The 16,191-nt window shown below is 71.9% G+C and carries 19 protein-coding genes; 8 read left to right on the forward strand and 11 right to left on the reverse strand.

What is annotated here, in order from left to right:
• Positions 1-57: 57 nt before the first annotated feature.
• Positions 58-1,308 (forward strand): DUF4032 domain-containing protein, encoded by a 1,251-nt coding sequence (locus ASG70_RS16115; RefSeq protein ID WP_056884882.1) that lies wholly within the window; start codon positions 58-60, stop codon positions 1,306-1,308.
• Positions 1,309-1,327: 19 nt separating this feature from the next.
• On the forward strand, positions 1,328-1,981 hold the full coding sequence (locus ASG70_RS16120; protein ID WP_056884883.1) for an RDD family protein: 654 nt from the start codon (positions 1,328-1,330) through the stop codon (positions 1,979-1,981).
• A gap of 114 nt (positions 1,982-2,095) precedes the next feature.
• Here ASG70_RS16120 and ASG70_RS16125 read toward each other — a convergent pair whose 3' ends face one another.
• The 3 genes from ASG70_RS16125 to cysS form a co-directional block, all read right to left on the reverse strand.
• The gene (locus tag ASG70_RS16125; protein WP_156400063.1) at positions 2,096-2,656 is read right to left on the reverse strand and encodes a hypothetical protein; all 561 of its coding nucleotides are present in this window, start codon (positions 2,654-2,656) and stop codon (positions 2,096-2,098) included.
• A gap of 90 nt (positions 2,657-2,746) precedes the next feature.
• Positions 2,747-3,730 carry a 23S rRNA (guanosine(2251)-2'-O)-methyltransferase RlmB gene (gene rlmB, locus ASG70_RS16130; protein WP_056884885.1) on the reverse strand — a complete coding sequence of 328 codons (984 nt, stop codon included), beginning with the start codon at positions 3,728-3,730 and terminating at the stop codon, positions 2,747-2,749.
• Positions 3,730-5,187: a cysteine--tRNA ligase gene (gene cysS / locus ASG70_RS16135; RefSeq protein WP_056884886.1), complete on the reverse strand. Its 1,458-nt coding sequence runs from the start codon at positions 5,185-5,187 to the stop codon at positions 3,730-3,732. Before cysS ends, rlmB begins: the two co-directional genes overlap by 1 nt.
• Positions 5,188-5,327: 140 nt before the next feature.
• On the opposite strand from cysS, the gene ASG70_RS16140 reads away from it, so the two are divergent.
• Positions 5,328-5,693, forward strand: coding sequence for a hypothetical protein (locus ASG70_RS16140; RefSeq protein WP_056884887.1), 366 nt, complete (start codon positions 5,328-5,330; stop codon positions 5,691-5,693).
• Here the strand turns inward: ASG70_RS16140 and ispF are convergent.
• Positions 5,681-6,169: a 2-C-methyl-D-erythritol 2,4-cyclodiphosphate synthase gene (ispF, locus tag ASG70_RS16145; RefSeq protein WP_056884888.1), complete on the reverse strand. Its 489-nt coding sequence runs from the start codon at positions 6,167-6,169 to the stop codon at positions 5,681-5,683. The two genes, ASG70_RS16140 and ispF, sit on opposite strands and share 13 nt — an antisense overlap.
• A gap of 69 nt (positions 6,170-6,238) precedes the next feature.
• On the opposite strand from ispF, the gene ASG70_RS16150 reads away from it, so the two are divergent.
• The gene (locus ASG70_RS16150; RefSeq protein WP_056884889.1) at positions 6,239-6,829 is read left to right on the forward strand and encodes a GNAT family N-acetyltransferase; all 591 of its coding nucleotides are present in this window, start codon (positions 6,239-6,241) and stop codon (positions 6,827-6,829) included.
• On the opposite strand, the gene ispD is transcribed toward ASG70_RS16150, so the two are convergent.
• Positions 6,830-7,483 (reverse strand): 2-C-methyl-D-erythritol 4-phosphate cytidylyltransferase, encoded by a 654-nt coding sequence (gene ispD, locus ASG70_RS16155; RefSeq protein WP_235531548.1) that lies wholly within the window; start codon positions 7,481-7,483, stop codon positions 6,830-6,832. It lies immediately after the preceding gene.
• A 17-nt stretch (positions 7,484-7,500) separates the two neighbouring features.
• Positions 7,501-7,983: a CarD family transcriptional regulator gene (locus tag ASG70_RS16160; protein WP_056884891.1), complete on the reverse strand. Its 483-nt coding sequence runs from the start codon at positions 7,981-7,983 to the stop codon at positions 7,501-7,503.
• Between the two features lie 266 nt (positions 7,984-8,249).
• Here ASG70_RS16160 and ASG70_RS16165 point away from each other — a divergent pair, with 266 nt between their 5' ends.
• Positions 8,250-8,705 carry a hypothetical protein gene (locus tag ASG70_RS16165; RefSeq protein WP_156400064.1) on the forward strand — a complete coding sequence of 152 codons (456 nt, stop codon included), beginning with the start codon at positions 8,250-8,252 and terminating at the stop codon, positions 8,703-8,705.
• 4 nt (positions 8,706-8,709) lie between these two features.
• On the opposite strand, the gene ASG70_RS16170 is transcribed toward ASG70_RS16165, so the two are convergent.
• Positions 8,710-9,393 (reverse strand): response regulator transcription factor, encoded by a 684-nt coding sequence (locus ASG70_RS16170; RefSeq protein WP_056884893.1) that lies wholly within the window; start codon positions 9,391-9,393, stop codon positions 8,710-8,712.
• Positions 9,390-10,601, reverse strand: a complete 1,212-nt coding sequence (locus ASG70_RS16175) for a cell wall metabolism sensor histidine kinase WalK (RefSeq protein WP_082590934.1) — start codon at positions 10,599-10,601, stop codon at positions 9,390-9,392. Before ASG70_RS16175 ends, ASG70_RS16170 begins: the two co-directional genes overlap by 4 nt.
• Before the next feature lie 154 nt (positions 10,602-10,755).
• On the opposite strand from ASG70_RS16175, the gene phoU reads away from it, so the two are divergent.
• From phoU to ASG70_RS16190, 3 genes are all read left to right on the forward strand, one after another.
• On the forward strand, positions 10,756-11,442 hold the full coding sequence (phoU, locus tag ASG70_RS16180; protein ID WP_056884894.1) for a phosphate signaling complex protein PhoU: 687 nt from the start codon (positions 10,756-10,758) through the stop codon (positions 11,440-11,442).
• Between the two features lie 110 nt (positions 11,443-11,552).
• The gene (locus tag ASG70_RS16185; protein WP_056884895.1) at positions 11,553-12,074 is read left to right on the forward strand and encodes a SigE family RNA polymerase sigma factor; all 522 of its coding nucleotides are present in this window, start codon (positions 11,553-11,555) and stop codon (positions 12,072-12,074) included.
• The gene (locus ASG70_RS16190) at positions 12,071-13,471 is read left to right on the forward strand and encodes a hypothetical protein (RefSeq protein WP_056884896.1); all 1,401 of its coding nucleotides are present in this window, start codon (positions 12,071-12,073) and stop codon (positions 13,469-13,471) included. Before ASG70_RS16185 ends, ASG70_RS16190 begins: the two co-directional genes overlap by 4 nt.
• Here ASG70_RS16190 and ASG70_RS16195 read toward each other — a convergent pair.
• The 3 genes from ASG70_RS16195 to mshA are packed head-to-tail and all read right to left on the reverse strand — an operon-like array spanning position 13,468 to position 16,076.
• Complete coding sequence (locus tag ASG70_RS16195) at positions 13,468-14,202, reverse strand: phosphoglyceromutase (RefSeq protein ID WP_056884897.1); 735 nt, start codon at positions 14,200-14,202, stop codon at positions 13,468-13,470. The genes ASG70_RS16190 and ASG70_RS16195 overlap by 4 nt on opposite strands.
• Positions 14,203-14,247: 45 nt before the next feature.
• Positions 14,248-14,766: a YbjN domain-containing protein gene (locus ASG70_RS16200; RefSeq protein WP_056884898.1), complete on the reverse strand. Its 519-nt coding sequence runs from the start codon at positions 14,764-14,766 to the stop codon at positions 14,248-14,250.
• Positions 14,763-16,076, reverse strand: coding sequence for a D-inositol-3-phosphate glycosyltransferase (gene mshA / locus ASG70_RS16205; protein ID WP_056884899.1), 1,314 nt, complete (start codon positions 16,074-16,076; stop codon positions 14,763-14,765). The genes ASG70_RS16200 and mshA overlap by 4 nt, the downstream gene beginning before the upstream one ends.
• Positions 16,077-16,191 lie beyond the last annotated feature (115 nt).

The raw sequence follows: 16,191 nt of genomic DNA on the forward strand, positions 1-16,191 counted from the left end.
TCCGGCCCGCGGCGGACGCAGCCCGGCCCGCGACGACTCGTCTGGGAGCATGGAACCGTGGCCCTGAACATCACCGCATCCCGGCCCGACCCGGCCCTCCTCGACCTGCCGTGGGAGCTCCCGCTGGAGACCTGGCCCGAGGAGCACCTGGCCGCGCTCCCCCGAGGCATCTCGCGGCACGTGGTGCGGTTCGTCAAGCTGTCCGGCCGCGTCCTGGCCGTCAAGGAGATCAAGGCGGACATCGCGGCCCGCGAGTACCAGATGCTGCGGGTGCTCAACCGGATCGAGGTGCCCTGCGTCGAGCCCTTCGGCGTCGTCAGCGGCCGCGTCGACGTGAACGGCAACCCGCTCGACGCCTGCCTGATCACCCGGCACCTGCAGTTCTCGCTCCCCTACCGCGCCCTGTTCAGCCAGTCGCTGCGCGTGGGCACCTCGACCCGCCTCATCGACGCGCTCGCGGTCCTGCTGGTGCGCCTGCACCTCACCGGTTTCTGGTGGGGCGACGTCTCCCTGTCCAACACGCTGTTCCGCCGCGACGCCGGGGCGTTCGCCGCCTACCTCGTCGACGCGGAGACCGGTGAGCTGCACCAGGCGCTGACCGACGGGCAGCGCGAGCACGACCTCGACATCGCCCGGGTCAACATCGCCGGCGAGCTCATGGACCTCGAGGCGGGTGGGTTCCTGGAGGCCGGCACGGACGCCATCGACACCTCCAACCGCATCGTCACCCGCTACACCGAGCTCTGGAACGAGCTCACCGGCCTCGAGCGGTTCGAGAAGGGCGACCGGTGGCGCGTCGACGAGCGCATCCGCCGGCTCAACGAGCTCGGGTTCGACGTCGACGAGCTGGCCATCTCCACCGACTTCGACGGCACCCACATCGCGATCCAGCCCAAGGTCGTCGACGCCGGTCACCACTCCCGGCGCCTGCTGCGCCTCACCGGGCTCGACGTCGAGGAGAACCAGGCCCGTCGCCTGCTCAACGACCTCGACTCCTACCGCGCCGGCACCGACCGCCAGAACGACGACGAGGAGATCGTCGCCCACGACTGGCTCGCGCGGATCTACGAGCCGATCACGCGCACGGTCCCCCGCGACCTCGCCGGCAAGCTGGCCCCGGCCGAGCTCTTCCACGAGGTGCTCGAGCACCGCTGGTACATGTCCGAGCGGGCCGGCCACGACATCCCCATCGAGGACGCGATCCGCGACTACGTGGCAACCGTCCTCCCCTCGAAGCCGGATGAGGCTACGGTCGTCGGCGTCGACACCGTCGAGATGCCGGTCGTCGCCATGTTCGACGACCACTGAACCAGCACGAGGGGAACCCATGACCGACCAGTCCTACCCACCGCCACCGCCGGCCGCCTCGCCCCCGGGGCAGCCGGCCGCCGGTCAGGCCTGGCAGGCGCCCGACCAGGCGTGGCAGGCGCCCCAGTACGGCGGTGCCGCCGCATACCCCCACGTCCCCGGTCAGGGGCCCTGGGGACCGCTCGCCGGCTGGGGCTCGCGCGTCGGGGCGATGCTCATCGACACGCTGGTGCAGCTCATCGGGATGGTGCCCTACGTCATCGGCCTCGTGCTGTTCATCGCCGGCGCCCCCGACAGCACCTCGCGCTACGACGCGGCGACCGGTGCCATGACCACGGCCACGACCGACGAGGGCAGTGTCGGCCTCATGGTGGCCGGGGGGCTGCTGGCCCTGCTGGGCTTCGCGGCCATGCTCGGCATCCAGATCTGGAACCGCAGCTTCAAGCAGGGCCGCACAGGGCAGAGCATCGGCAAGAAGGTGCTGGGGCTCAAGCTGGTCGACGAGCGCACGGGCCAGCCGATCGGCGCGGGCATGGCCTTCGTCCGCGACCTCGCGCACGTCCTCGACGGCTTCTTCTACATCGGCTACCTCTGGCCCCTGTGGGACGAGAAGCGCCAGACGTTCGCCGACAAGGTGCTCTCCACCGTCGTGGTCGAGGTCCCCAGGGGCTGACCGCCACACGGGAGACCCGCTGCCCACGCGAGAGGGCGGTGACCACCCTTCGGTGGTCACCGCCCTCTCGGTGTCGGTGCAGTCGTGCAGCCCGTGCTGTCGGTCTCTCCTGCGTCAGGCCCGCGGCGCGGACGCGGCGCGGTAGAACTCCGACGACTCCTTCTTGTAGATCAGGAAGATGATGTAGGCCCCGAGCAGCACCTGCACGACGGCGAGCAGCCGGGTCAGCAGGGGCTGGGCCTGGATCAGGCTGGCGAGGAAGCTCAGCACGCTGATGGCGAAGAACACCGTCGCGACGATGCGGGCCCAGGACTTGCCCTTGCCGTTGGCCGAGGCCATCCACAGCCACAGCGCGACGCCGATGAGGCCGGCGACGATGCCGAAGGCGACGCCGGCGGTGACCGCCGCGTCGATCTGCGACTGGCTCATCGGGGTGGCGCTGCTCTGCGAGGCCTTCTCGACCGCGTCACGGATGGTGCCGCGGCTCAGGAGCGCCAGCAGCAGGCCGAGGAAACTGAGGCCGGCGCCGACCTTCATCAGCATGACTGCCTGGTCCATCGCCGGCGGGCGGACGGCCGCGGCCTGCGCCGACCCGCCCTGGCTCATCTGGGGCATCTGCCCGTAGTTGCTCTCGGGCCCGGGTGGGGGCGGAGGCGGGGTTCCGTAGTCAGACATGCTGTTCCCTTCCAGCGTGGTGGGCGCCGCTCCCCCCAATGGGCGCGACGAACGGGAACGCTATCGGACCCCTGTGCGCTTGGGTGGGATTCAGCCCGCCTGCGCCCTGCGCCGAGCCACCTCGTAGAGGGTGACCCCCGCTGCGATGCCCGCGTTGAGGGACTCGGTCGCCGCCGACATGGGGATCGACACGATCTGGTCGCAGGTCTCGCGCACGAGCCGCGACAGACCCTTGCCCTCCGACCCCACGACGATGACGATCGGCTCGGTCGCCAGCTCCAGACCTGGCAGCTCGACGTCGCCGTCCATGTCGAGGCCGAGGACGAAGAAGCCCGCCTTGCGGTACTCCTCGAGGGCGCGGGTCAGGTTGGAGGCCAACGCAACCGGCACGCGGGCAGCAGCTCCGGCGGAGGTCTTCCACGCGCTGGCCGTCATGCCGACCGAGCGGCGCTCCGGCACGACGACACCGTGTCCGCCGAACGCTGCCACCGAGCGGATGATCGCGCCCAGGTTGCGGGGGTCGGTGATGCCGTCGAGCGCGACGACGAGCGGGATTCCGGGCGCCTGCGGGTCGATGAAGTCCTGCGGGTGGGCGTACTCGTACGGCGGCACCTGCAGTGCCAGGCCCTGGTGGACCGCGCCGTCGGTGAGCCGGTCGAGCTCGCCGCGGGGGGTCTCCAGCACCGCGATGCCCTTGGCCGTCGCGGTCTTGAGCGCCTCACGCACCCGGTCGTCGGCGTCGATGCGGCCCGCGACGTACATCGTCGTCACCGGCACGTCGGCGCGCAGCGCCTCGACGACGGAGTTGCGGCCGGCCACGATCTCGCTGGACGCCTTGCCGCCGGAGCGTCGGCCGCCACCGCCGCGGGAGCCGGTGCCGCGCGAGGACGGCCCCCCGCTCTTCGCGGCGGCCTTGGCCATCTTGTGGGCCTTGTGGTTGGGGCGGTCCTCGGCACGAGGCGTAGGACCCTTGCCCTCGAGGCCACGTCGGCGCTGGCCGCCGGAGCCGACCGACGCACCCTTCTTGGACGCGCCCTTGCGGACTGCGCCGCGGCGCTGGGAGTTGCCTGCCATCAGATGTCGCCTGTCTCTTCGTTGTCCCGCCGGGCCAGCGACCAGTTCGCTCCCGATGCGGTGTCCTCGATGACGATCCCGGCGCGACCGAGCTGGTCGCGGATCGCGTCGGCCGTGGCGAAGTCCCGGGCGGCCCGGGCGGCTGCCCGGGCCTCGAGCTGCACCTGCACGAGGGCGTCGAGGGCGCCCTGCGCGTCGCCGGAGCCGGGCGTGGTGTCGGCTCCCCAGTGCGGGTCGAGCGGGTTGACGCCCAGCAGGTCGGTCATCGCGACCACGGCCTCGAACGCCGCCAGCAGGGCCTCGGTGTCGCCGTCGTCCAGCGCGGTGTTGCCGGCCCGCACGGTCTCGTGCACGACGGCCAGCGCCCCTGAGACGTTGAGGTCGTCGTCCATAGCCGCGGCGAACCCGTCCGGGACCCGCGCGGGATCCGGGGTCGTGGAGGTGCCGTCGGGCAGCGCGCGGACGGCGCGGGTCAGGAAGCCCTCGATGCGCTCGACGGTGGCCTCGGCCTCGCGCAGCGAGCCCTCGTAGAAGTCGATGGTGGAGCGGTAGTGGGCGGCAGTCAGGTAGTAGCGCAGCGCCAGCGGGCGCGCGGTCTTGGTGACCTCGGAGACGACCAGGCTGTTGCCGAGCGACTTGCTCATCTTCTCGCCGCCCAGCGTCACCCACGCGTTGTGCAGCCAGAAGCTCGCGAACCCGAGGCCGGCCGCGTGCGACTGCGCCTGCTCGTTCTCGTGGTGGGGGAAGCGCAGGTCCACGCCACCGCCGTGGATGTCGAACGCGTCACCGAGGTACTTGCGCGCCATGGCCGAGCACTCCAGGTGCCACCCCGGTCGCCCGATGCCGAAGGGCGTCGCCCACGAGGCGGTGGCCGGCTCGGACTCCTTGCGGCCCTTCCACAGGGCGAAGTCACGGGGGTCGCGCTTGCCGCGCGGGTCGGCGTCCTGCGCCGCCTCCATGTCCTCGATCCTCTGGTGGGTCAGCGAGCCGTACTCGGGGAAGCTCTTGACGTCGAAGTAGACGTCGCCGCTGCCGTCCGGCGCGGCATACGCGTGGCCCTTCTCGACGAGCGTCTCCATGAGCTCGATCATCTCCGGGACGTGGCCGGTGGCCCGCGGCTCGTAGGTCGGGAGCAGCACCCCGAGCGACGCGAGCGCCGCCGCCGTCGCCACCTCGTTGCGGTAGGAGAGGGCGAACCACTCCTCCCCCGCCTCGGCGGACTTGGCGAGGATCTTGTCGTCGATGTCGGTGACGTTGCGCACCAGCGTCACGTCGTAGCCGTGGCGCCCCTCGAGCCAGCGGCGCAGCACGTCGAACGCCACGGCGAAGCGCACGTGGCCGATGTGGGGCTGGCTCTGCGTGGTGAGCCCACAGATGTAGATGCCCACCTTGCCGGGAACCAGCGGGGTGAACTCACGCAGCTCGCGCGTGGCGGTGTCGTACAGGCGAAGACTCACGCGCGCAAGGCTACCTGCGGGGAGGGTCCCGAGCCGAAACGGCGGAAGGCGTTCCAGCCCGCTGGGGCCCGCTCGTCCTACGCTGTCGCCGCACACTGCGCCGCTCTGCTGCGGCGCTGCAGGGACGATCAGGGGGAACCATGCTGGGACAGTTCGACATCCGTGGGGTCAACGTGCTGGACGTGCTCTCCATCCTGCTGCTCCTCGGCGCGGCCGGCGCGGTCCTGTCCCGCGGGCGTGGCACGGCGTGGGCCAAGCGTGCCGCCGCGGGCCTCGGGCTCCTCGCGCTGGCCCGGTTCGGGGGGATGCTCGCGCTGCAGTGGATGCTCTGGGACGCGGGGACCCCGCTCGCCCTCAAGGCGCGCACCTACGGATGGGTCCAAGGGGGCCTGTGGCTCGTGAACACCGCCGGGCTCGTCCTGCTGGTCCTCGCCGTGCTCAAGGGACGCGCACCGCAGGCGCCGGCGCAGCCGGCCGAGCCGTACTCCTCGGCTCAGACCGGGTAGACCAGCGCGGTCGCGATGGCGGCGACGCCCTCGCCCCGCCCGGTGAGGCCCAGCCCCTCGGTGGTGGTGCCGCTGAGCGACACCGGCGCGTCGACCGAGGCCGACATCGCCTGCTCTGCAAGGTGTCGCCGGGTGCCGATCTTGGGACGGTTGCCGATCACCTGCACCGCCAGGTTGCCCACCTCGTACCCGGCCTCCCGCACCAGGCGGGCGGCCTCCGTGAGCAGGGTCCGCCCCGAGGCGCCGGCGAGCTCGGGCCGGTCGGTGCCGAAGTGCAGACCGAGGTCACCGATTCCCGCGGCAGAGAAGAGTGCGTCGCACGCCGCGTGGCACGCCACGTCGGCGTCGGAGTGCCCCTCGAGCCCGACCTCGCCCGGCCAGAGCAGTCCGGCCACCCACAGCTCGCGGGTCGGGTCGGCGGAGAAGCCGTGGACGTCGACCCCGATCCCCGTGCGCGGCATCCCTGGCTTCACCATGGCGCCATCCAACCACCGTCGCCGGTAATCCGGTGGACAGCGCCGACGTGACGGATAGCGTTGCCGCGCATGAGCGAACCCCTGGCGATCCCCGTGCTGTCCGGCGACCTGGTGACCCTGCGTCCCCACCGCGAGTCCGACGCCGAGGGTGTCTTCCAGCGCGCGACGGACCCGCTGGCGCAGCGCTACACGACGGTCCCGCTCGGCTACACCCCCGAGATGGCGCTGTCCTACGTCACCGAGTTCACCGCTCCCTCACCCGACCAGATCTGCTGGGCGATCGAGGTCGACGGCGCCTACGCGGGCTCGATCGACCTCCGCGTCCTCGAGGTCGACGCCGGCGCGGGGTCGCTCGGCTACGCCACGCACCAGGACTTCCGCGGCCGCGGCGTGATGACCGACGCCGTCCGCGTGGTCGTGCGCCACGCGTTCGAGGACCTCGGCTGGCAGACGGTGCGCTGGGAGGCCCACGCCGGCAACTGGGGCAGCGCCAAGCCGGTGTGGCGCACGGGCTTCCCGGTTCCCACGTTCGTCCCCGACCTGCTGGTCGAGCGGGGCACGCTCGTCGACGGCTGGATCAGCACCCTGCACGCGCCGGCGCCGCACGGGCCGGTCACCTCGTGGGACGAGGTGCGCGCAGCCCTCGAGCGGTCGGCCTGACTAGGCGTCGTCGAGGTGGCGCTGGGCGGTCGCGAGGTCGTCCGGCGTCGTCACCTTGAACGCCAGGCGGTCACCCTCCACGACGCGCACGTGCCCACCGGCCGCCTCGACCAGCGCGGCGTCGTCGGTGGCGTGGACCCCCGCCGCGTGGGCGTGCTCCAGGACCTCACGCAGGAAGGCCTGCGGGGTCTGTACGGCGCGCAGCGCGGCACGGTCGGGTGTGGCCACGACGACCCCGCGCGAGTCGACCTGCTTGATGGTGTCGGTCACCAGGAGGCCCGGGACCACGGCCGGGTGACCGGAGCGCACCTCGTGGACCAGCCGGCTGAACAGCGACGACGGCGCCAGGCAGCGGGCTGCGTCGTGCACCAGGACGATGCCGTCGTCCGTCCGCAGGGCGCGCAGGCCGGCGGCCACCGAATCGGTGCGCTCGGCCCCCCCGGCCACGACGTCGACGTCATGCGGGCGCGCGCTGCGGGACGCGATCGCGCCCGCCTCCCTGAGGTGGGAGGCGGGCGCGACCACGATCACGTGTGAGACCTCGGGTGCACCCAGTGCACGCTCGACGGCGTGCTCCAGGAGCGACCTGCCACCCAGGGCGACGAACGCCTTGGGCTCACTCGCACCGAGCCTGGCCCCGCGGCCACCGGCCACGAGGACGACTGCGGCGTTCAGGAGGCGAGGACCTCGTCGAGGATGGCCTCGGCCTTGTCCTCGTTCGTCTTCTCTGCGAGAGCCAGCTCGGAGACGAGGATCTGGCGGGCCTTGGCGAGCATGCGCTTCTCACCGGCGGAGAGCCCGCGGTCCTTGTCCCGGCGCCACAGGTCGCGGACGACCTCGGCCACCTTGATGACGTCGCCGGAGGCGAGCTTCTCGAGGTTGGCCTTGTAACGGCGCGACCAGTTGGTCGGCTCCTCGGTGTGGGGGGCGCGCAGGACGGCGAAGACCTTGTCGAGGCCCTCCTGTCCGACGACGTCCCGGACGCCGATGTCCTCGCAGTTCTCTGCAGGAACCTCGATCGTCAGGTCGCCCTGGGCCACCTTGAGCTTGAGGTAGATCTTCTCCTCGCCCTTGATCGTGCGGGTGTTGATTTCTTCGATCAGTGCAGCCCCGTGGTGGGGGTACACGACCGTCTCGCCGACCTTGAAAACCATGTGCTGTTTTCCCCTTTCGCGACCCTCAGAATATCACGACACGCCGGTCCCGGGAAAGCCAGCAGAATTGCATTTGTGCTGGTCAGAGGCGTGCAAATGCCTTGTCGGGCAACCAATTCGGTCTTGACAGAACCGCTGCTCCCGTGCAACGCGCACGGGTGCGCGCTCCGGAGCGGTGGCCCGGTAGGCTGTCCCCCGTGATGCGCCGAACCCCACTGGCCGCCCGCTCCGCAGGCCGCCCCACGTCCCTGCGTCGACTCCTCCCCGTGGCTGCAGTGGGTGCTGCACTGGCCCTGTCGGCCTGCCAGACGCAGTCGCCGGTGCAGACCGACTACCCCTACCAGCCCGCCGACGGGGTCGCCGTCGACCTCGGCCCGGTCCAGCTGCGCGACCTCGTGGTCATCAGCGCGGGCAAGGACAAGCCCGGCGTGCTGTCCGCGTCGGTGAGCAACAAGAGCGCCGACGCCCAGCGACTGGCGTTCGCCCTACCGGAGGGCCAGCCGGTCTACGCCGAGACGAAGGCGTACTCCCAGGAGCGCCTGTCCGAGGGCTCGCAGGTCCAGCTCCCCTCGGTGCCGGTCAACCCCGGCGACGTCATCACGCTCACCGTCCAGTCGCCGGCGGCCCCTGCCGCCGTGGTGACCGTGCCGGTGCTCCCCGCCGTGGGCTACTACTCGACGATGTCCCCGACGGCCGCGCCGTCGGCCACCGCCACGCCCTGAAGGGTCAGTCCGACTCGAACTTGTAGCCCAGGCCGCGCACGGTGACGATGTAGCGCGGCTCGGCGGGGTCCGGCTCGATCTTGGCGCGCAGGCGTTTGACGTGGACGTCGAGGGTCTTGGTGTCGCCCACGTAGTCGCTGCCCCACACCCGGTCGATCAGCTGCATACGCGTGAGCACGCGGCCGGTGTTGCGCAGCAGCATCTCCAGCAGCTCGAACTCCTTGAGCGGCAGCTGGGTGGTGCTGCCGCCGACGGTGACGATGTGGCGCTCGACGTCCATCCGTACCGGACCGGCCTCGATCGTCGCCGGCATGAGGTCCTCGGGCTCGGAGAGGCGCCGCAGCACCGCCTTGATGCGGGCGAGGAGCTCGCGGGAGGAGTACGGCTTGGTGACGTAGTCGTCGGCGCCGATCTCGAGGCCCACGACCTTGTCGATCTCGCTGTCCTTGGCCGTGAGCATGATGACCGGCACGTTGGAGCGCTGGCGCAGCGCCCGGCACACCTCGGTGCCCGACAGGCCGGGCAGCATGAGGTCGAGCAGGACGAGGTCGGCGCCGGCGCGGTCGAAGTCCTCGAGGGCCGCGGGCCCCGTCTCGGCGACGGCCACCTCGTACCCCTCCTTGCGCAGGAGGTAGGACAGCGGGTCCGAGAACGAGACCTCGTCCTCGACGACCAGGATGCGGGTCATGCGGGGGCTTCTCCTTGGGGCTGGTCCGGGTCCGCCGGGGCGGCGACCGGGTGGGGGTGGGCAGGGGTGGCGCCGCCGGAGCGGTCGGCGGCAGCGGGCAGCCGGATGGTGAACGTCGACCCGCGGCCCTCCTCGCTCCAGACCGTCACGTCACCGCCGTGGTTGGCGCAGATGTGCTTGACGATGGCGAGGCCGAGGCCCGTGCCGCCGGTCGCCCGCGACCTCGCCGCGTCGACGCGGTAGAAGCGCTCGAAGATGCGCTGCTGCTCGGCCTCGGGGATGCCCTGGCCCTGGTCGGTGACCGTGACCTCGACCATCTCGCCGTTGAGCCTCCCGCCCACGGCGACGCGGGTGCCGGGATCGGAGTAGGCGACCGCGTTGCCGACGAGGTTGCGCACCGCGGTGACGAGCAGGTCCTCGTCGCCGAAGACCTTGAGGTCGGGCGCGCAGGCCTCGGCGATCTCGATCTGCTTGGCGTCGGCGCCGACCCGCGAGTAGTCGATGGCCTCGTGCACCGCCGCGGTCACGTCGACCAGACGCGGTTCGTGGAGGGTGTCGGCCACCTGCAGCCTGGAGAGGTCCACGATCTCCTTGACGAGCCGGGCGAGGCGGTGGCTCTCGACCTGCATGCGGCTGGCGAAGCGCTCCACGGCCTCGGGGTCGTCCTTGGCGTCGAGGATCGCCTCGGCGAGCAGGCCGATGCCCCCGACCGGGGTCTTGAGCTCGTGGCTGACGTTGGCCACGAAGTCGCGGCGGACCTCCTCGACCCGACGGGCCTGGGTGTGGTCCTCGACGAGGAGCAGGATGTGGTTGGCGCCCAACGGCGCCACGCGCGCCTGCATGATCGAGCGCCCCTGCCCGAGGGGGCCGCGGGGCAGCTCGAGCTGCGACTCCCGGATCACGCCGTCGCGGCGCACCTGGCGCGCGAGGTGGCGCAGCTCGGCGTGGACGAGCTCGCTCCCGCGGACCAGGCCGTAGGCGACGGCAGCCGGTGAGGTCTTGATGACGGCGTCGGCGGAGTCCACGACGATCGCGCTCGAGCGCAGGACCGCAAGGACGTCGCCGACTCCTGCGGGGAGCGGCGTGGGCGCCGGGCTCGGGGGGACGCTGCGCTGCTGCCGCTCGGAGTAGCGCACCGCGACGACGGCCAGGGCGCCGGTGAGCAGACCGGCGAACCCGGCCAGCACGGCGGCAGTGGTCGCATCCACGGTTCCCAATGTACGGTGCGCGCCATACCCATCCGCGCACGAAAGCAGGGGCCCCTGCGGACGGCCCCCAGATGTTCACCTGAGGTCATCCGACCGTTCACTGCCCCGTGGGAGCCTCGGCTCGCACGTAGACCGCACTCACGCTAGGGATGTAATGCGCGACGCCTTCCACGAGGACCTCGACACGATCTCCGACCAGCTGGTCGAGATGACCCGCCTCGCGGGCTCGGCCATGTCTCGAGCGACCACCGCCCTCCTCGACGCCGACATCCAGCTGGCCGAGTCGGTCATCCACGCCGACAAGGAGCTCGACCGCCTGCGAGAGGGCCTCGACGCCCTCTCGATCGACCTCCTCGCCCGGCAGCAGCCGGTCGCCACCGACCTGCGCATGGTCGTGACGTCGATGCGCATGAGCGCCGACCTCGAGCGCATGGGCGACCTCGCGCGCCACGTCGCCAAGGTCGCGCGGCTGCGCTACCCCGAGTCGGCCGTCCCCGCCGACATCCGCGCCACCATCCTGCAGATGGGCCAGGTCGCCGAGCGGATCGTGGCCAAGTGCGGGCAGGTCATCGCCGCCAAGGACGTCGAGGACGCCAAGACCCTCGAGCGCGACGACGACGCCATGGACGAGCTGCATCGTGAGCTGTTCAGCCACCTCATCGACGGGTCGTGGCAGCACGGCACCGAGGCGGCCGTCGACATGACGTTGGTCGGGCGCTACTACGAGCGCTTCGCCGACCACGCCGTCTCCGTGGCCCACCGGGTCGTCTACCTCGTCACCGGCGAGTGGGACGTCGCCGAGGACCACGAGGAGCAGGAAGACCAGCCCACCCGCGCGTGACCCACCGGAGAACCCGAAAGTTTCTCCGAAACCTCTCAACCTGGGGGATGCTGACCGGCGTCTAGGGGTCAGGTGCCGACATCCGGTCGGCCGGCGCGAGGGGGACCGGGATGGATACGGACGGCGAGGAGGAGTTCCGCCAGTTCGTGCAGGCGCGGTGGCACTCCCTGGTGCGTACGGCGTTCCTGCTCACCGGCGACCAGGGCCGCGCCGAGGACCTGGTGCAGACCGTCCTGGTCAAGGTGCACCGGCGCTGGGGCCACGTCGCCCACGCCGGCTCGCCGTACGCCTACACCCGGGCCGCACTCGCGAACGAGTCCGCCTCGTGGTGGCGCCGCCGCCGCGTCGCCGAGACCTTCGGCGAGGTGCCCGCCCACGCCGACCGCGCCCGCGGTGACGCGTACGCCGCGTACGACACCCGTGACGAGGTCGCCCGCGCGGTGCTCGCCCTTCCCCCGCGCATGCGGGCGGTGGTGGTGCTGCGCTACTTCGACGACCTGTCGGAGGCCGACACGGCCGAGGCGCTCGGCATGTCGACCGGCTCGGTGAAGAGCCAGGCCTCACGCGGCCTCGAGCGGCTGCGCGCCGTACTCCAGCAGACCCAGGGCACCGCCGAGAGGAGCCTGTCATGAGCATCGAGAACCAACTGCGCGAGGTGCTGTCCTCCCGCGCCGACGAGGTCGACGGACCCGTCTTCGACCCCTACCAGCGCGTGGCCGGTGCCGTCGTCACCAGCCGTCGTCGTCGCCGGGCCGGCGCGGTCGGCGCCGTGGCGGCCATTGCCGCGGTCGCGGTCATCGTGCCGTCGCTGGTGCGCGGCGACGACCACCGCACCACCCCGGCCAAGCACTCCCAGGTCGTGCCGGGCCCCTCGGACCCGCGGTGGAACACGCTGTCGACGTGGCCGACCCGGGGTGGGCTGGCGACGAACGCCGCCTTCCTCACCGCCGTCCGCGACCAGTTCGGCCCCGCACGCATCCTGTACGCCGCCGACCTCGACACCACGCGGGTGGTGGTCGCCTGGTCACCAGAGAGCGGGACGGACGGGACCCTGACCATGTACTCCGGACCCCGGGGAGCGGCGGCCACCGACCTCGTGGAGGTGTCCTCCGCCTCCGGCGGGCTGGACGACCTGGTGAGCCTGCGCGAGCACGCGGACAACGACTCACGACTCGTCGTGCTCGCCGCGCCGTCGGTCCGCACCGTCGGGGTGTCACCGACGGTCCGCATCGACCCAGACGGGACGGTGACGCGCGCCGACTACCGCCTGGAGCAGCTCACGGACGGCGTCTGGTCGGGCCCCCTCTCCGACGCCCCGGCCAGGCTCGTCCGGGTGCGCGTCGTCGGGAAGAGCTCCAACCCCGTGACCCTCATGGGCCGCACCACCCGTCCGGACGACGGCACCTCGATCTGCCTGTCGTGCACCGGGGCGGACTACCTGGCCAAGGCCGAGGCCGCCATGGCCTCGGGCGTCGCGACGGTGCTGGGGGTGCCGTCGGCGGACGCGGCGCCGGCCACGGTCTACGACGGACCGGTCGACCCGGCCGTCGCCCGGCTGGTGGGTGCCGAGAACGCGTCTGGCTCCACCCTGCGGCTCACGGTGGTCGACACCGCGGTGGGCGGGACGACGGTGCGCAGCGCCCTGCTGTCGATCATCGCGAAGAACGGCACCAGCGCCTCGACGATCGAGCTGTCGGACGGCACGCCGATAAACTCCAGCAGCGCCGGCCAGCGACCGTTCGTCCTGCGTGGGACCGACCTGCGCCAGACCACGACGTCCGCCCAGGTGTTCGCGCCGAAGGCGGCCAGCGTGCAGCTGGTGTCGGGCAGCCCGACCATCTACCCCTCGAGCCCCAAGGTCCCGGTCGTCGACGGCTCGGCCCGGGTGACGGTGCCGGTGTGGAACAGCGACAACACGCCGTACGAGGTGGCCTCCTACGACGCGCAGGGCAGGCAGCTCGGGCTCTGGCCCCTCGACCTGGCCAGCAGCGACTCGTGGCTGGGGGCCGAGGCGCCCAACCGTCCCTAGCGGCCCTGGTTGGCGACGGCGGCGGCCGCCTCGGCCGCCGCCTCGGGGTCGAGGTACTCGCCCGGCTTCGTCGGCATGAAGTCGTCGCCGAGGGTGTAGACCAGCGGCTGGCCGGTCGGGATGTTGAGGGCGGCGATGTCCTCGTCGCTGATCCGGTCGAGGTGCTTGACCAGCGCACGCAGGCTGTTGCCGTGTGCGGTGACGAGCACCGTCTCGCCGGCGCGCAGGTCGTCCTGGATGGCGCCCTCCCAGTAGGGCATCATCCGGGCGATGACGTCCTTGAGGCACTCGGTGCGGGGCACCTCGACCCCGGCGTACCGCGGGTCGCCGGTCTGGTCGAACTCCGAGCCGACCTCGATCGGCGGCGGCGGGGTGTCGAACGAGCGACGCCAGAGCATGAACTGCTCGTCGCCGTACTTCTCGCGGGTGGCCGCCTTGTCGAGGCCCTGGAGGGCTCCGTAGTGCCGCTCGTTGAGCCTCCAGTCGCGGCGCACCGGGATCCAGTGGCGGTCGGCGGCGTCGAGCGCGAGGTTGGCGGTGGTGATGGCCCGACGCAGCACCGAGGTGTGCAGCACGGTCGGCAGCACTCCCTTGTCCTTCAACAGCTTCCCGCCGTCGACGGCCTCCTGCCTCCCCTGGTCGTTGAGGTCGACGTCGACCCAGCCGGTGAAGAGGTTCTTGGCGTTCCATTCGGAGTGCCCGTGGCGCAGGAGGATGAGCGTGTATGCCATGGGGAGCAGCCTAGTGACCGCCTGTCGGCGGGCGCAGGACCCGTCTCAGGCGGGGTGGGGTGCCGGAGCAGGGTCGCCCGGGCGGGCGAGCAGGTGCCGGAACGCCTCCAGGTTGCGCAGCGACTCCCCACGCGAGACCCGCCACTCCCACTCCTTGCGCATGCTCGTGATGAACCCGAGGGCCAGGAGCTCGTTGAAGTGGGAGTCAGCCGCGTCGAGCAGCGCACCGACCACCTGGTCGAGGTAGGCCGCGTCCACGCCGGCCGCCGGGAGCCTGCCGGTCACGTAGACGTCGCCCGAGCCGTCGACCGCGTAGGCGAGGCCGGGCAGGCGCAGGTTCTTGCGCAGCAGGTAGCGGTAGAACTCCTCGTGGTTCTCGTCGGGGTTGCGGATGACGAACGCCGACACCGACAGCGAGTCGGCGCCGACGACGAGGGAGACGACCGTCTTGAGCTTCTTCTCCCCCGGCAGCGTCACGACGTACTCACCCCGGCGGGCACCCTGCTCCCACTCGAGCCCGGCCTCGCGGAGGAACTCCTCGAGGACCTCGTCCAGCCGGCTCACGGGACCACCGCCGCGGGCACGCCCTGGAGGGCGCCCTGGGGCTGCGGCGTCTCCTGCGAGCGGGCGCGCGCCCGCTTCGCCTCGACGTAGACCTCGTAGAGCCGCTCCGCCGTCCGGTCCCACCCGAACAACGCGGCGTGCTCGACCGCCTTGTGCGACAGCGCCTTTCGCGTTTCCGGGTCCACCAGCAGCCCTTCCAGCGCGTCCGCCCACACCGGTATGTCGTGCCCGTCCACCAGCACTCCGGCCTCCCCCACCGCGGACGGCAGGCCACCGACCCGCGCGGCCACGACCGGGGTGCCGCAGGCCTGCGCCTCGACCGCCACGAGCCCGAACGACTCGGAGTAGGAGGGCACGGCGACGAGGTCGGCGGCGCGGTACCACTGCGCCAGCTCGGTCCGCGGCACCGGTGGGACGAACCTGACCTGGCCCTGCACGCCCAGCCCGGTCGCGAGCTCCTGCAGCGACTGCGGGTGCGCCAGGCCTGAGCCGCTCGGGCCGCCGAGGACGGCCACGACGAGCTCGCCGCGCCAGTGCGGGTGCCGGGCCAGCAGTTCGGCAGCCGCCTGCACGAGCACCTCCGGCGCCTTCAACGGCTGGATGCGCCCCACGAAGAGCAGCACCTTCGCGTCGAGCGGCAGGCCGACCTGCGCACGGGCTTGGCGCTGGTCGCCGGGAGAGAAGAGGGTCAGGTCGACGCCGGGAGGCACGACGACCACCTTCTCGGGCTCGGCGGCGTAGAGCTCGATCAGCTCGGACCGCTCGCCCGAGGTGTTGGCGATGAGGCGGTCGGCGGCCTCGACCACCTGGACCTCGCCGATCTCGCGGCCCGACGGCTCGGGGTCGTCACCGCCCGCGAGGTGGAGGTTCTTGACCCGCGCCATGGTGTGCATGGTGTGGACCAGCGGCACCTGCCACCGGTCGGCCGCGAGCCACCCGACCTGGCCCGAGAGCCAGTAGTGGGAGTGCACGAGGCTGTAGTGGTCCTCCGGGGCGTGGGCACCGGTGCGCATCACCCCCGCTGCGAACGCGCAGAGCTGGCCGGGCAGGTCGTTCTTGCCCAGCCCCTCGTAGGGGCCGGCGGTGACGTGCCGGACGAGCACCCCGGGCTCGAGCTCGACGGTCGGCGGCTGGTCGGCCGTGGTGGTGCGGGTGAAGATCTCCACCTCGACGCCGCGGGCAGCGAGCTGGTGCGCCACCTCGACGACGTAGACGTTGAGGCCGCCCGCGTCACCGGTGCCCGGCTGCTCCAGCGGAGAGGTGTGCACGCTGAGCATGGCGACGCGGTCGATGCGGTCGCTGCTGGGCATGTCTCGAAGTCTGCCACCCGGCCGCCGGGTCGGCAGGCGAGGGGCGTCTAGGTGTACTGACCTGACAGGTTGGTCAAGCGGGTGATGGGTGGCTTGTTCCCGCAGGCGGTGTGGG

This window comes from Phycicoccus sp. Soil748 (genome assembly GCF_001428025.1).
Lineage (GTDB): Bacteria > Actinomycetota > Actinomycetes > Actinomycetales > Dermatophilaceae > Pedococcus.